Annotated in this window: 12 protein-coding genes; 5 read left to right on the top strand and 7 right to left on the bottom strand. The window is 73.8% G+C overall.

Going from position 1 to position 14,505, the window contains the following annotated elements:
• Positions 1-91: 91 nt before the first annotated feature.
• Together ACIPXC_RS22950 and ACIPXC_RS22945 are read right to left on the bottom strand one after the other, a co-directional pair.
• Complete coding sequence (locus ACIPXC_RS22950; RefSeq protein ID WP_401621227.1) at positions 92-499, bottom strand: CoA-binding protein; 408 nt, start codon at positions 497-499, stop codon at positions 92-94.
• Between the two features lie 101 nt (positions 500-600).
• On the bottom strand, positions 601-900 hold the full coding sequence (locus ACIPXC_RS22945) for a hypothetical protein (RefSeq protein ID WP_401621224.1): 300 nt from the start codon (positions 898-900) through the stop codon (positions 601-603).
• Between the two features lie 100 nt (positions 901-1,000).
• On the opposite strand from ACIPXC_RS22945, the gene ACIPXC_RS22940 reads away from it, so the two are divergent.
• The 3 genes from ACIPXC_RS22940 (at position 1,001) to ACIPXC_RS22930 (ending at position 5,890) form a co-directional block, all read left to right on the top strand.
• Positions 1,001-1,627, top strand: coding sequence for a YigZ family protein (locus ACIPXC_RS22940; protein ID WP_401621221.1), 627 nt, complete (start codon positions 1,001-1,003; stop codon positions 1,625-1,627).
• 85 nt (positions 1,628-1,712) lie between these two features.
• Complete coding sequence (locus ACIPXC_RS22935) at positions 1,713-2,882, top strand: exonuclease SbcCD subunit D (RefSeq protein ID WP_401621218.1); 1,170 nt, start codon at positions 1,713-1,715, stop codon at positions 2,880-2,882.
• Positions 2,879-5,890 carry an AAA family ATPase gene (locus tag ACIPXC_RS22930; protein WP_401621215.1) on the top strand — a complete coding sequence of 1,004 codons (3,012 nt, stop codon included), beginning with the start codon at positions 2,879-2,881 and terminating at the stop codon, positions 5,888-5,890. Before ACIPXC_RS22935 ends, ACIPXC_RS22930 begins: the two co-directional genes overlap by 4 nt.
• Before the next feature lie 21 nt (positions 5,891-5,911).
• On the opposite strand, the gene ACIPXC_RS22925 is transcribed toward ACIPXC_RS22930, so the two are convergent.
• Positions 5,912-6,358: an Lrp/AsnC family transcriptional regulator gene (locus ACIPXC_RS22925; protein WP_401621212.1), complete on the bottom strand. Its 447-nt coding sequence runs from the start codon at positions 6,356-6,358 to the stop codon at positions 5,912-5,914.
• A gap of 94 nt (positions 6,359-6,452) precedes the next feature.
• On the opposite strand from ACIPXC_RS22925, the gene ACIPXC_RS22920 reads away from it, so the two are divergent.
• Positions 6,453-6,968: a rhodanese-like domain-containing protein gene (locus ACIPXC_RS22920; RefSeq protein ID WP_401621209.1), complete on the top strand. Its 516-nt coding sequence runs from the start codon at positions 6,453-6,455 to the stop codon at positions 6,966-6,968.
• Positions 6,969-7,060: 92 nt separating this feature from the next.
• Here ACIPXC_RS22920 and ACIPXC_RS22915 read toward each other — a convergent pair whose 3' ends face one another.
• The 4 genes from ACIPXC_RS22915 to ACIPXC_RS22900 all read right to left on the bottom strand — a co-directional run bounded on the left by ACIPXC_RS22915 (position 7,061) and on the right by ACIPXC_RS22900 (position 13,290).
• A complete protein-coding gene (locus tag ACIPXC_RS22915; protein ID WP_401621206.1) occupies positions 7,061-8,764 on the bottom strand; it encodes a DUF885 domain-containing protein in 1,704 nt (567 codons plus the stop codon).
• Positions 8,765-9,004: 240 nt separating this feature from the next.
• Entirely contained in the window at positions 9,005-10,444 is a 1,440-nt protein-coding gene (locus tag ACIPXC_RS22910; RefSeq protein ID WP_401621203.1) for a GNAT family N-acetyltransferase, read from the bottom strand.
• A gap of 111 nt (positions 10,445-10,555) precedes the next feature.
• The gene (locus ACIPXC_RS22905) at positions 10,556-12,124 is read right to left on the bottom strand and encodes an alkaline phosphatase D family protein (RefSeq protein WP_401621200.1); all 1,569 of its coding nucleotides are present in this window, start codon (positions 12,122-12,124) and stop codon (positions 10,556-10,558) included.
• 311 nt (positions 12,125-12,435) lie between these two features.
• Positions 12,436-13,290 carry an alpha/beta fold hydrolase gene (locus tag ACIPXC_RS22900; RefSeq protein WP_401621197.1) on the bottom strand — a complete coding sequence of 285 codons (855 nt, stop codon included), beginning with the start codon at positions 13,288-13,290 and terminating at the stop codon, positions 12,436-12,438.
• 288 nt (positions 13,291-13,578) lie between these two features.
• Here ACIPXC_RS22900 and ACIPXC_RS22895 point away from each other — a divergent pair, with 288 nt between their 5' ends.
• Positions 13,579-14,346, top strand: a complete 768-nt coding sequence (locus tag ACIPXC_RS22895; RefSeq protein ID WP_401621194.1) for a GntR family transcriptional regulator — start codon at positions 13,579-13,581, stop codon at positions 14,344-14,346.
• The last annotated feature ends 159 nt before the right edge of the window (positions 14,347-14,505 follow it).

The following is a 14,505-nucleotide window of genomic DNA, read 5'->3' as shown; positions in this document are numbered from 1 at the left end:
TGCACTTCCAGACGCCCGATTGTGCCGAATGGCTGCATGGAGTCGCCAAACCCCGGTCATCTGTGAGGTGACCGGGGTTCTCGAGGACGCGTCAGCCCAGGGAGTTGATCTCGATCGCCGGGCAGCGGTCCATCACCATCGTCAGCCCGGCCTCGCGGGTCCGGTCGAAGGCGGCCTCGTCGATCACGCCGAGCTGGAACCAGACGGCGTCGGCCCCGACGGCGGCCGCCTGGTCGGCCACGGCCCCGGCCAGCTCGCTGTTCACGAACACGTCGACCACGTCCACCTTGAACGGGATCGCCTCCAGCGAGGCGTAACCCTGCTCGCCGTGCACGGTCTCGGCCTTGGGGTGCACGGGGACCACGCGCTTGCCGTACTGCTGGAGCACGCGGGCCACCCCGTAGGCCGCACGGTCGCGGTTGTTCGAGAGGCCCACCACGGCCCAGGTGTCGCCGAGCTCGGTGAGGATCTTGCGAATGGTTGCCGGATCGCCGTACACGCGTGCCGCCTCCTGCTGCTGTCTGCCGTCGTCTGCTGCTCAGCCGCAACAACCGAAACCCCGCCCGCCCGATTCCCGCCGGCCCGGCGAGCGCAGCGCGGTCAGCCCGATCGGTTTCCCCAGCGATCCCAGAGCGTCCGGTGCCAGTCGGTAGCACCGGGGCCGGGCGGCGCCATCGCCGGCACCGGGCCCGGGCCGGTCTCGATCACGTGCACCAGCGACCAGGCGATGCCGTAGCAGTCGTCGGGGCCGAAACAGGTGGCCAGGGCCTGCGCCTCGGCGGCCGTGACGGGTGCGCAGACCGCTTCGAGCTGATCGGCCCGTCGTCCGATCTCCTCCTCGTCGGCGTCCCAGTCGGGGAGCGGGCCTGCGGCGACGAACTCCTGGACTTCGGGTCTCATCCGTGCATGATCGGCTGCCGTGGCCGGCTCGGGCAAGGGGCGTCGGCCCAGGTCGGGCGGGCGGGGCGGGGCGGGCGCGGCCACGGACTAGGGTGGAGCGGTGAAGGCAGACCAGTACGTGACGGTGGCCCGTGAGGGCGCGCACGAGTCGGAGATCAACCGCTCGCGCTTCCTGTGCTCGCTCGCGCCCGCCGCGACCGAGCGGGAGGCGCAGGAGTTCGTCGCGCGCATCCGCAAGGAGCACCCCACCGCCACCCACAACTGCTACGCCTACGTCATCGGCGCCGACGCCGCCGTCCAGAAGGCCAGCGACGACGGGGAGCCCGGCGGTACCGCCGGGGTGCCCATGCTGCAGATGCTCATGCGTCGGGACGTCCGCTACGCGGTCGCCGTGGTCACCCGCTACTACGGCGGCGTCAAGCTCGGCGCCGGCGGGCTGATCCGGGCCTACGGCGGCGTCGTCGGCGAGGCCCTCGACGAACTCGGCACCGTCACCCGGCGGCGCTACCGGCTCGCCACCGTCACCGTCGACCACCAGCGGGCCGGCAAGACGCAGAACGACCTGCGCTCCACCGGGCGGACCGTGGTGGACCTGCGCTACGGGGCCGCCGTGGAGATCGAGGTCGCCCTCCCCGAGGCGGACCTGCCCGCCTTCGAGGCCTGGCTCGCCGACATCACGGCCGGTACGGCCGGCCTCACCCTGGGCGGGGAGACGTACGCGCCCTGAGCGACCCCGGGGACGGGTTAGCGTAGAGGGGACCAGCGAGCGGGAGACGACCAGGGGGAGACGGCATGTGCGGCGGGGCCGGCGAGTGAAGTTCCTGCACACCTCCGACTGGCACCTCGGCCGCGCCTTCCACCGGGTGAACCTGCTCGGTGCCCAGGCCGCCTTCGTGGACCACCTCGTCGAGACGGTCCGCGCGCACGAGGTCGACGCCGTCCTCGTCGCCGGCGACGTCTACGACCGTGCCGTGCCCCCGCTGCCCGCCGTCGAGCTGTACGACCGGGCCCTGCACCGGCTCGCCGAGCTCGGGGTGCCCACCGTCATGATCTCCGGCAACCACGACTCCGCCCGCCGGCTCGGCGTCGGGGCCGGGCTGATCGGCCGTGCCGGGATCCACCTGCGGACCGACCCGGCCGGCTGCGCCGACCCCGTCGTACTGGCCGACGTACACGGTGACGTGGCGCTGTACGGGCTGCCCTATCTGGAGCCCGCCCTGGTCAAGGACGAGTTCGGCACGCAGAGGGTCAGCCACGAAGCGGTCCTCGGCGCGGCCATGGACCGGATCCGGGCCGACCTCGCCACCCGCCCGCCCGGCACTCGCTCCGTCGTCCTGGCGCACGCCTTCGTCACCGGCGGACAGGCCAGCGACAGCGAACGCGACATCAGCGTCGGCGGCGTGGAGGCCGTACCCGCCTCCGTCTTCGACGGGGTGGACTACGCCGCCCTCGGCCACCTCCACGGCTGCCAGACGATCAACGAACGGGTCCGCTACTCCGGTTCCCCGCTCGCCTACTCCTTCTCGGAAGCCGACCACCGCAAGACCATGTGGCTGATCGAGCTCGGTGCGCAGGGCTCGATCAGCGGCGCCGAGCGCATCGACACCCCCGTACCCCGCGCCCTCGCGAGGCTGCGCGGACGCCTCGACGACCTGCTCGCGGACCCCGTCCACGCCGTGCACGAGGACGCGTGGGTGGAGGCCACCCTCACCGACCCGGTCCGCCCCGACGACCCCATGGCCCGCCTCGCCGCCCGTTTCCCGCACACCCTCACCCTGGCCTTCGATCCCGAGGGGCGCCAGGAGGAGACCGGCACCTCCTACGCCCAGCGGCTGCGCGGCCGGACCGACCAGCAGATCGCCGAGGACTTCGTCGCCCACGTGCGCGGCGGCGGTCTCCCGGACGAGGCCGAACGGGCCGTCCTCCAGGGCGCCTTCGACGACGTACGCGCCGACGACAGCGTCCGGGAGAACCACCGATGAGGCTCCACCGGCTGGCCGTCACCGCCTTCGGCCCCTTCGCCGAACCCCAGGAGATCGACTTCGACGCCCTCTCCGGCGCCGGCATCTTCCTGCTGCACGGCCCCACCGGAGCGGGCAAGACCTCCGTCCTCGACGCCGTCTGCTACGCCCTCTACGGCTCCGTACCCGGCGCCCGCCAGGCCCCCGGCGCCACCCTGCGCAGCGACCACGCCGCCGCCGGCACCCCGACCGAGGTCACCCTCGAACTCACTGCGGGCGGCCGCCGTCTGGAGATCACCCGGCGCCCCGAACAGGAACGGCCGAAGAAACGGGGCACGGGCACCACCAAGGACAAGGCGCAGAGCTGGCTGCGCGAGCACACCGGAGCGGGCTGGGAGCCGCTCAGCCGCTCCCACCAGGAGATCGGTGAGGAGATCGAGCAGCTGCTCGGCATGAGCCGCGAGCAGTTCTGCCAGGTCGTGCTCCTGCCGCAGGGGGAGTTCGCGCGGTTCCTGCGCGCCGACGAGGCGGCCCGCGGCCGGCTCCTCGGCAGGCTCTTCGACACCCGCCGCTTCGCCGCCGTCGAGACCCTCCTCGGTGAACGGCGCCGGGCCGCCGAGGCCAGGGTCCGGGCCGGCGACGAGAAGGTGCTCCACACCGCGCAGCGGCTCGCCCAGGCCGCAGGCGACAGCGCGGACCTGCGGGCCTGGCCGCTGCCCGGGCACCAGCCGGGAGACCCCGGGCTCGCCGGGGCGGTCCGCGCCTGGGCGGCCGTCGCCCGCTGCTCGGCGCGCGAACGGCTCGACGTCGCCGCATACGCGCTGGCCGCGGTCGAGAGCCGGCACGCCGCCGCCCGGCGGGCCGCCGAGGACGCGCGGGAACTCGACCGGCTCCAGCGCCGGCACGCGGAGACCACCCGTCGGGCAGCCCTGCTCGCGGAGGCGGAGCCCGAGCGCGAGCGGGTGCGCGGCCTGCTGGACGGGGCCCGGCGGGCAGCCCAGGTGGCCCCCGCCCTGGAACTGCGCGGTGCGGCGGGCTCGGCCCACCTCGCCGCCGCCCACGCCGAGGCGACGGCCCGCACGGAACTGCCGCCCCCACTGCGGGAGGCGGGCGCCGAACAGCTCGCCACCGTCGAACAGCGGCTGCGCGAGGAACTGGGCGCGCTCGGCGCCGCCCGGCGCACCGAGCAGCGCAGCGCCGAAATCGGCCGCGAACGGGCCGACCTGGAAAGGGAGTCCCGCGCCGCCGAGGAGCAGCGCCAGGAGTCCGCCGAATGGCTGGAGCGCTGGGAGGAGACCCGCAGCGCCCTGCAGGAGCGGGTGGACGCCGCCCAGCAGGCAGCCACCCTGGCCGAGCAGCTCGCGGGCAGGCTGGAACCGGCCCGGATGAACCTGAACGCCGCCCGCAGACGTGACGGGTTCGCCGCCGAGGCGGACCGCGCCGAGGGCGAACTGCTCGACCTGCGCGAGGAGTCGGCCGCCGCGCGCGAACGCTGGCTGGAGCTCAAGGAGGCCCGGCTGCGCGGTATCGCCGCCGAACTGGCCGAGGCGCTGGTGGCCGGGGAGGCCTGCACCGTGTGCGGATCGGCGGAGCACCCGGCTCCGGCCCGTCCCGCACCCGGCCACGTGGACCGTGCCGCGGAGGACGCCGCCCACGCCGCCTTCGAACGGGCCGAGCAGGCCCGGGCCGCCGTCGAGCGCAGCCTCGCCGCCGCCCGGGAGGCGCGCGCCGAGGCGGCGTCCGCCGCAGGGGACGCGACCACCGGCGAACTCCTCGCCCTGACCGCGGACCTGAGTGCCCGGCACGCCGCCGCCCACGCCGCGGCCGTCGGCCTGCACGCCGCCCGGGAGCAGCTCGCCCGGGCCGAGCGCGAGCACTCCGCGCGCAACGCCGATCGGCTCGACGCCGAGACCCGGGCCGCCGCCAGGGCCTCCCGCCGTGAGGCCCTGGAGCGGGAACAGGCCGCACTGGAGGCCGAACTCGCCCTCGTACGGCGGGACGCGCCCACCGTCGCGGCCCGAGCCCGGACCCTGGAGGACCGGGTCCGGATCGTCGCCGGGGCCGCTGCCGCACTGCGCCGGGCGGAAACGGCCGCCGCCCGGCTGAAGGAGGCCGACGACCACCTCGCCGACGCCGCCTTCAAGGCCGGCTTCGACACCATCGAGGCCGCCGCCGACGCCGTCCTCCCCGACTACGAACGCACCGCGCTCCAGCACCGGCTGGACGCCTGGCAGGCGGAGGAGGCCCTGCTCGCGGACCGCCTCGGCGAGACCGGCACCGCCGAGGCGGCGGCGCTGCCCCCGGCCGCACCGGACGCCGCCGAGGCGTACGCGGCCCGGGCCGAGGCGAAGCTTCGTACGGCGGGTTCCGCCTGTGACGCGGCCCGGGTCCGCTGCGCGGAGCTGGACCGGCTCTCCCGCCAGGCGGAGCAGGAACTGCGCGCGCTCGGCCCGCTGCGGGAGGCGTACGACCGGGTCGCCCGGCTGGCCGGCCTGACCGCGGGCACCTCCGCCGACAACGAGCGCAGGATGCGGCTGGAGGCGTACGTGCTGGCCGCCCGCCTGGAGCAGGTGGCCGCCGCCGCGACGGTACGGCTGCTGCGCATGTCCGGCGGCCGCTACACCCTGGTGCACTCCGACGCACGGGCCGGCGGACGCGGGCGTTCCGGCCTGGGGCTGCACGTGGTCGACGCGTGGACCGGCAGCGAGCGGGACACCGCGACCCTGTCCGGCGGCGAGACCTTCTTCGCCTCGCTCGCCCTCGCCCTGGGCCTTGCCGACGTGGTCACCGACGAGGCGGGCGGCACCCGCCTCGACACCCTCTTCATCGACGAGGGCTTCGGCAGCCTCGACGACCAGGCGCTGGACGAGGTGCTCGACGTCCTGGACTCCCTGCGCGAGCGGGACCGCAGCGTCGGCATCGTCAGCCACGTCGCCGACCTGCGGACCCGGGTCCAGACCCAGCTGGAGATCGTCAAGCAGCGCGGCGGTTCCGTCGTGCGGCACCGCACGGCGGTGCTCACGGACTGAGCGGGCGGCGGGCGGGCGCGGTCACGGACTGAGCGGGCGGCGGGGCAGCGGCGAGGAGTAGACGACGCTCGTCGTCACGGAGCCGAGTCCCGAGATCCGGCCGGTGACCTCCTCCAGGTGCCGCATCGAGCGGGCCGCGACCTTGAGGACGAAGCAGTCGTCGCCCGTGACGTGGTGCGCCTCCAGGATCTCGGGAGTGGCCTCCAGGAGGTCGTGGAACGGCTTGTAGTTGCCGTGCGGGTAGCGCAGCCGCACCAGGGCGAGGATCGACTTGCCGAGCTTCTCCGGGTCCACCACGGCCGTGTAGCCGGTGATCACACCCGCCTCCTCCAGCCGGCGGACCCGCTCGGTGACGGCGCTCGCGGACATGGACACGGAGCGGGCGAGCTCGGTGAAGCTGGCGCGGCCGTCCCGCTGGAGCGCTTCGAGGATCCGCCAGTCGGTGGCGTCAGGGGAATAGTCGGTCATGCGGCAGGTCTAGCAGGGAATTCCCCGGCAGGACAAGGAAAGGGCCGGGGAATGTCACTTCCATGGAAGATCGGCAGATCCTAGATTTCTGGCCATGACAACAACGCCGAACACCTCTTCCGCCCCGGCCGCCGCCCACCCCGTGCTGCGCGTCCCCCCGGCCTCTCCGGCCGTGGCCGCCGCCTACTTCGCCGCGAGCCTGGCCTGCCACGCGGACGTCTCGGACGTCGCGAGCGCCTTCAGGGCCCACCGGGAGTCGGGCGCCGAGCTGGGCTTCCAGCTCGTCGACTCCCGGTCCACGCCCTCCTGGGACCAGGCGCATGTGCCGGGCGCGGTCCACCTGCCCACCGCCCTCGTACCCGAGCAGGCCGAGCGGCTCCTGGACAAGGGCGTCCCCGTGGTGACGTACTGCTGGGGCCCCGGCTGCAACGGCGGCGCCCGCTCCGCCCTCGCCCTGGCCGAACTCGGCTTCCAGGTCAAGGAGATGCTCGGCGGCATCGAGTACTGGATCCGCGAGGGCTTCGAGGTCGAGACCTGGCAGGGCACCCGGCAGCGCGACGAGGCCGACCCGCTGACCGCGCCGACCGACTCGGCCGACTGCGGCTGCTGACGCGCCCGCCCACGCCTACGGGCCGCTCGCCCCGGGGGGAGACGAGCGGCCCGTACGACGTGAGGCCCGGCGGCCACCGGGCCGCGGCGGCGTCAGAGCTTCGAGAGCTCGTCCAGCAGGTCGTCCAGCCCCAGCGAACCCTGCGACAGCGCCGCCATGTGCCAGGCCTTCAGGTCGAAGGAGTCGCCGTGCGCGGCACGCGCGTTGTCCCGGCCCAGCAGCCAGGTGCGCTCGCCCAGCTTGTAACCGATCGCCTGCCCCGGCATCGACAGGTAGCGGGTCAGCTCGCTCTCCACGAACTCCGCCGGCCGGCCGCTGTGCAGGCCGAAGAACTCCTGCGCCAGGTCCACGGTCCACCTCTCGCCCGGGTGGAACGGCGAGTCCGCCGGGATCTCCAGGCCCAGGTGCATGCCGATGTCGACGATGACCCGCGCGGCGCGCATCATCTGGCAGTCCAGGTAGCCCAGGCGCTGCTCCGCGTCCTTGAGGTACCCCAGCTCGTCCATCAGCCGCTCCGCGTAGAGCGCCCAGCCCTCGCAGTTGGCGCTGACCCAGCCGACGGTGGCCTGGTAGCGGGAGAGCTGGTCGGCCACGTGCGTCCACTGCGCGAGCTGCAGGTGGTGGCCCGGTACGCCCTCGTGGTACCAGGTGGACACCAGGTCGTAGACCGGGAAGCGGGTCTGGCCCATCGTGGGCAGCCAGGTGCGGCCCGGCCGGGAGAAGTCCTCCGACGGGGAGGTGTAGTACGGGGCCGCGGGGCCGCCCGGAGGGGCGATCCGGGACTCCACCTTTCGGACGCGCTCGGCGAGTTCGAAGTGGGTGCCGTCGAGGTTCTCGATGGCCTCGTCCATCAGGCCCTGCAGCCAGGCCTGGACCTCGTCCACCCCCTCGATGTGGATGCCGTGCTCGTCCAGGTGCGCCAGGGCCTCCCAGGGGCCGGCGCCCGGCAGGATCCTGGCTGCCTCGGTCTTCATCTCGGCGAGCAGCCGGTGGTACTCCGACCAGCCGTAGGCGTACGCCTCGTCCAGGTCGAGGTCGGTGCCGTTGAAGTACCGCGACCAGCGGGCGTAGCGCTCGCGGCCCACGGTGTCGGGCCGGCCCTCGACGGCGGGGGCGTACACCGAGGTCATCCAGTCGCGCAGCCCGACGACGGCGGCCGTCGCGCCGGCGGCCGCCGCGTCCAGCTCGGTGCGCAGCGCCTCGGGGCCGCCGGAGGCGAAGTCCTCGAAGAAGGCCGGGGCGGTGCCGTCCTGGCCGGCCCAGGTGGTCAGCTGGCCGATCATGGTCTGCGTGGCGCGCGGGCCGCCGTACAGGCCGCGCTCCAGCCCGAGTGCGAGGCTCTCGCGGTAGCCGGTGAAGGCGGCCGGGACGGCGCGCAGCCGCTCGGCGATCGCCGCCCAGTCCTCGTCGGTGTCGGCCGGCGTCAGGGAGAAGACCTCACGGACCGAGTGCACGGGGCTGTGGATGTTGCTGACCGCGCGCAGGTCCTCGTCGGCCTCGTGGATCGCGAGTTCGGCGGTCAGCCGCTCGCGGAGCAGACGGCCGCAGCGCCGTTCGGCGTCGGTGTCGGCCCCGGGGAGCGCCTCGGCGGCGTCGAGACGGGCGAGGGTCTCACGGGCGAGGTCGGCGACTGCCGCGCGACCCGCCGGGGAGAAGTCGGGGAGCTTGGCGGAGCTCTCGGCTACACCCAGGTAGGTGCCGGTGATCGGGTCGAGGGCGATGAGGCTGTCGACGTAGGCGTCGGCCACCTGGCGGGGCAGCCGGGGGGCGCTGCCGGTGTGGAGGGTCTCTGACATGCGGCCATCTTCGTATGCGACGCGTCCTTCCGTCATCACCGATTGTCGTCGGCCTCCTGACACGGGCTGGAGCACGGCTGTCGAACTCGGCCGGTGTGGGTCAACCACCCCTGTGCGCAGGGGACTTCACGGACCGGAGGTGGATCTGCGGTCCGCGGCTCGGATCCGAGTTTGGCCGGATCCGAACGGAGGCGCCCGCTCCGGGGAGCGGGCGCCCGCGGGTGCCGCGGCCGGCCGGGCTCAGTGCGGGCGTCGCGGGGCCCCGTGTTCGTGCGGCAGCCCGACCGGGAGCCCGTACGGGTGCCGCGGGCCGGCGGGGGTGGCGTCCAGCCGAGCAGTGATCACCAGGGTGCCCTCCTCGATCTGGTAGTCGAGGGGGAGGCCGAGGCCGCGCATGGCGGCGACCATGCCGGTGTTGGCGGCCTGGGTGACGGCGTACACGCTGTCGCACCCGGCCTCGACGGCCATGGCGAGGAGCCGGCGCAGCAGTTCGGAGCCGATGCCGCGGCGCTGCCAGTCGTCCTCGATGAGCAGGGCGACCTCGGTCTCGTCGCCGTCCCACAGCAGGTGGCCGAGGGCGACGAGCTTCCCGGACGCGGTGGTGGCGGCGAGGGTGCGGCCGAAGCGGGGGCTGAGCAGGTGGCCCAGGTAGCGGTCGGCGTCGGCGACGGGCCCGTGGTAGCGCAGCCCGAGGGTCCGTTCGGAGCAACGGTCGTGCATGGCGCGGGCCGCGGGCAGGTCGGAGCCGTCGGCGCGGCGCACGGTGATCTCGTTGCCCTCGGGCAGGGTCAGTACGTCCTGGCTGCGCGGGACGCGCGGGCCGAGCCGGGCGTCGAGTTCCACCAGGGCGCGGGCCCGGGCGAATTCGGTGGGGGTGAAGGGCAGGTAGGGCCGTTCCACGGTGATCGCACCGCCCGAGGGGTCGCGCAGCCGCATGACCGTGGCCTCCAGGACTCCCTCGACCGGGGCGTCCGCGCCGGCGTTGGGGCGGCCGGAGAGCGTGGTCGCCGGGATCGAGTGGATCGTGCAGCGGCCGAGGAGCTGGCGCAGGGCGAGCGGGAGTTCGGCGGCGTCCAGCGCGGTGCGGGTGGCCAGGCCCAGCAGCCGGGTCGGGGTGTCGACGAGGTCGTGGGCGTCGGCGCGCTCGATCCAGGTGCTGTGGCCGCCGGCCCGGGAGACGGCCCGGGTGAGGTCGGCGGAGGGGAGTTTCTGCGGGGCGCGCAGCAGGAACTCGTCCACCGTGCCGCCCTCGGGCAGCGGGTGCGTCTGCAACGTCAGGATGTCCACGCCGTTGCGGGCGAGGGCGGTGCAGAGGACGGCCAGGGAGCCGGGCTGGTCCCGTACGGTCGTGCGCAGCCGCCACAGGGTGGTGGCCCCGGCCCCGGCTCCGGCCTCGCCGGTGGCGGCGGGCTCCGGGGCCACCGGATCGCCGGGCGGCGGTGTGCTGGGCGGGGGCGCATGGCTGTGGCGCCGCGCCCACCACGTGTGGAAGGCGGCGGTCACCAGCAGCGCGATGGCCGAGGCGACCAGCAGGACCGGACCCCTGGGGCCGTGCACGACGAGATTGGCGATGGCGTCGGCGACCGCGACAGCGCAGAACAGGGCGGCGAGTTCGACGACGTCGCGGCGCCAGTGGTGACGGTGGGGACGCTGGGCGGAGGTGTGGATACGGTCAGTCATGCACACCACTGTTGCTCAAGGGTGTTGCGTGATCACGAACGATCTGTGACCGACTGGTTAAGTGTCCCTCTGGCCGATTTCACCCGGTTTTCGGAGTTCTTTCCGGACGTCCTACTGGCCCACTCGGCCGGGCTGCAGGCTCTTCGTGAAGAGTACGCCCCCTCCCTGGCGCCGCAGGCGGACGGTGAGGTCCCCGCTGCCGCCGTCGATCTCGACCTCCCCGTAGTACGGCGGGTTCTCGGACGGCGACATGTTGGCGAAGGGAGCCGACTGGACGAAGGCCGTCTCGGGGCCGAAGGTGGCGTCGAGCCGCCCGGCCGGGAAGCCGCCCGCTCCGATGGGGCCGGACACGAACTCCCAGAACGGAGCGAAGTCGGTGAAGGAGGCCCGCTCGGGCGCGTAGTGGTTCGCGGCGGTGTAGTGCACGTCGGCGGTGAGCCAGAGGGTGCCGGTGATGCGCCGGTGCTTGATGTGCCGCAGCAACTCGGCGATCTGCAGCTCCCGGCCCAGCGGGGCGCCCGGGTCTCCCTGGGCGACGGCCTCGAAGTTCGCCGCACCGTCGGGGACGACGATGCCCAGGGGCATGTCCGCGGCGATGACCTTCCAGGTTGCCCGGGAACGGGCGAGTTCGCGTTTGATCCAGGCCAACTGCTCGGTGCCGAGGATTCCCACGGGGTCCTCGGCCTGCCCGCCAGGGGAGTTGGCGTTGCGGTAGGTGCGCATGTCGAGGACGAAGACGTCGAGGAGCGGGCCGTACCGCATCACGCGGTACATACGGCCCTCGGTGCGGCCGCCGCGCAGGTCGGTGACCGGGAAGTACTCGCCGAAGGCCCGGCGGGCACGGGCGGCCAGGACGTCGGCCTCCTTGACGGTGTAGCGGGGGTCGTCGATCAGCTGGCCCGGGTACCAGTTGTTGCGCACCTCGTGGTCGTCCCACTGGGCGAGGACGGGCACCTGGGCGTTGAAGCCGAGCAGGTTGCGGTCGAGCAGGTTGTAGCGGAAGTTCCCGCGGAACTCGTCGAGGGTCTCGGCGACCTTCGACTTCTCCGAGGTGGTGATGTTGCGCCAGACGGTCCCGTCGCGCAGCGGCACGGCAGCCTTGATCGGTCCGTCGGCGTAGATCGTGTCCCCGCTGAAGAGGAAGAAGTCGGGATCGCGCTGCCGCATCTCGTCGAAGACGCGGTAGCCGCCGACATCGGGGTTGATGCCCCAGCCCTGGCCCGCCAGGTCCCCGGACCACAGGAAGCGCACGTCGCGGCGGCGGGAGACCGGGGTGGTGCGGAAGGTGCCGTGGACGGGCTCGGCGGTGCGGCGGGGGTCGTCGGGGTCGGCCAGGACGACCCGGTAGTGGATCTGCTGGCCGGGCGGGAGGTCGCGCAGGACGGTGGTTCCGGTGAAGTCGCTCGACGGGCCGAGCAGCGGGCCGCGGTGGCGGCGTACGGCGTACCGGAACGCCTCGCTCGGCGAGGTCTCGACGTACATGCGCGCGAGGCGGTCGCAGCGGGCCCACACGGTGGCCGAGTGTGCGGTGATCTCGCCGGACTGGACGCCCCAGTGCGCGTTCGGGCGGCCTGAGCGGGCGAAGGCGGGGGCGGCGAGCGCCGGCGCGGCGAGCAGCGCGGAGGACAGGGCGAGGGAACCGCCGATGAGGGACCGTCGGGTGTGCGGGATCGAAGCCATCGGTGCGTCTCCAGGGGGGGCGAGGACGGGTCGGACCAGCGTGCCGTCGCGCACCGGCCCGGTCGCGTCGCCCACGCGAACCGCGGATGAACAGCCGCCAGCCGCTCGCCCGTTCAGACGTTCAACCTCTTGACTCGGACCGGTCCCGCACGCTCACGGTCCGGTGCGCTCATGGTGCGGTGCGCTCATGGTCCGGCGCGTTCACGGTCCGGCGCGTTCACGGTGCGGCGCGTTCACGGTCCCGGCCGGGCCCGCTCCGCTCCGCTCCGCCCCGGCCGGGCCCGCCCCGCAGGCTCGGCGGTCCCGTGCGCTCACCTGGCGACCGGGGCGGCGGCGCTGCGGGCCGTGTCGAGCACCACGCGGGCGACGAGCGCCGGATCGTCGCTCATCGGGACGTGGCCGCAGCCGAGGAGCCGGACCAGCCGGGCTCCGGGGACGGTGTGCTTGGCGCGGACGCCCTGGCGGCGCAGCAGCAGGCGGTCGCGCGTGCCCCAGGCGATGGTGACCGGCAGCCCCGGAACGTCGTCGGTGAAGCGTACAGAACCACCCGCGGCCAGGGTGTCCTCGAAACCGGTGGCGTGGCGCAGGGCCAGAGTCTCGGCGGCCACGGCCTCCGGCGAACGGCGCGACGGGCGGGCGTAGATGGTGCCGGTGAGTGCGGCCCGGCCGGCGGCACTGCGCGAGAGCCGGTGGACGGCGGACAGGGGCAGCGCCCTGGCGCCGGCCCGCATGGCGAGCAGCGCCGCGAAGGCGTAGCGGCGTTCGCCCTCGGTCCAGAACCCGGCGGGGGAGAGGGCCGTGACCGAGCGGACGAGATCGCTCCGGCCCATTTCGAGGGCGAGCAGGCCCCCGAGGGAGTTGCCCGCGACGTGCGGGCGCTCGGCGCCGAGGGCCGTGCAGAGCGCTCCGAGCGCCGGGGCCACGGTGTCCAGGGAGTACGGCAACCCCTGGGGCAGCGGCTCCGAGGCGCCGAAGCCGGGCAGGTCGACGGCGATCACGTCGTGTTCGGCGGCCAGGATGTCGGTCACCGGGTGCCAGGCCTGGAGGTGATGGCCTATGCCGTGCAGCAGGAGAAGCGGTTCGCCCGATCCCTTGCGTTCGTAGGCGACGGTGGTGGTGCGGGGGCCGAGCGGCGAATCGATCGTGAAGGAGACCGTGGCGGTCATGCTGCTCCTCGTCGGTTGGACTGCTGCGAGACAGGCTGTCAGGAGTGCCCACCGCCATGATTACCGTCGGGTAGCCCTTGACTACAAGCCTTTGTGGGATACGAGAACATCCCGTGAACGGCTTGATACATATGCCCGATCTGCCCGGCAAAGGTAGGAGCATTGGTCTTGACCAAGGGGGTGCACCGTCCTATCGTCGCAGGGATAGTGCAGGAACCTTTAATAAACAAGGGCGCGGAACTGCCGCTGGAACACACGGCGAGTGCAGCGATGGCAGGAGGAGTCAGGGTGGGGACCACGCAGCTCGAAACGGTGCCGGAGCCGAAGTACTGGCACCTCAAGACCGTCCTCAGCGAGGCGCTCGACCAGGACTTCGCCGTCGGCGAGGTGCTGCCCAACGAGCGTGAACTCGCCGCCCGCTTCGGAGTCGCCCGCGCGACCCTGCGCCAGGCGCTGGAACAGCTGGAGCTCGAAGGCCGGCTGCAGCGCCGCCGGGGTGTCGGCACCACCGTCGCCCCGCCGCGCGTGGGCGTCGCCGTCGGCAGCGCGCAGCACAGCTGGCCCGGGGAGGCCGTCGACGGCTGGGAGCCGCAGGACGCCTCGGAGTCCCTGCTGCCCGCCGCGGTGGTGAAGCTGCTCGGTACCGGCGGGGCGTTCGCCGCCGACCAGCCGGTCCACACCGTGCGCCGGACCAGGATGACGAACGGTCAGGCCGTCGCCGCCGAGCTGCTGTACGTCCCGGCCGCCTCGGTGCCCGGGCTGCCCGCCATCGAGGCCCCGTCGGGACCGGCCCGCGCCCGTGCCGTCCTGCGCGAGCTGCAGAGGCTGGTCCTCGACGGTCAGGACCGGTCGGTGGAACTCGGCTCCGCCCGGGCCGACGACGCCAAGGAACTGGACCGGCTGCCCGGCGCACCGGTGCTCCTGGTCACCACCCGGTACTTCACCGCGGCGGGCACGGCGGCGGTCTCGGTGGCCACCTACCGCGCCGATACCTGCCGCCTCACCTTCGGCGACTCCGGCGGTGTGGAGATCACCCACGAGCCCGTCGCCTCCTGAACCGCCCTGCCCGACCGGACTCCTGAACCGCCCGAGCCGGTACGGCTGTCGTCTGCCCCGCCCCCCCCGTTACCTTTCTCGTGGCCCCGAAACGGGGCGCCTGGCCCCCGGGCCCGGTATGGCTGTCTGCCCCCTGTCGAAGGGATGACCTGGGGGGTG

It is taken from the genome of Streptomyces sp. NPDC090021, from assembly GCF_044748225.1.
Taxonomy (GTDB): domain Bacteria; phylum Actinomycetota; class Actinomycetes; order Streptomycetales; family Streptomycetaceae; genus Streptomyces.
This window is presented reverse-complemented; position numbering and strand designations above follow the sequence as displayed.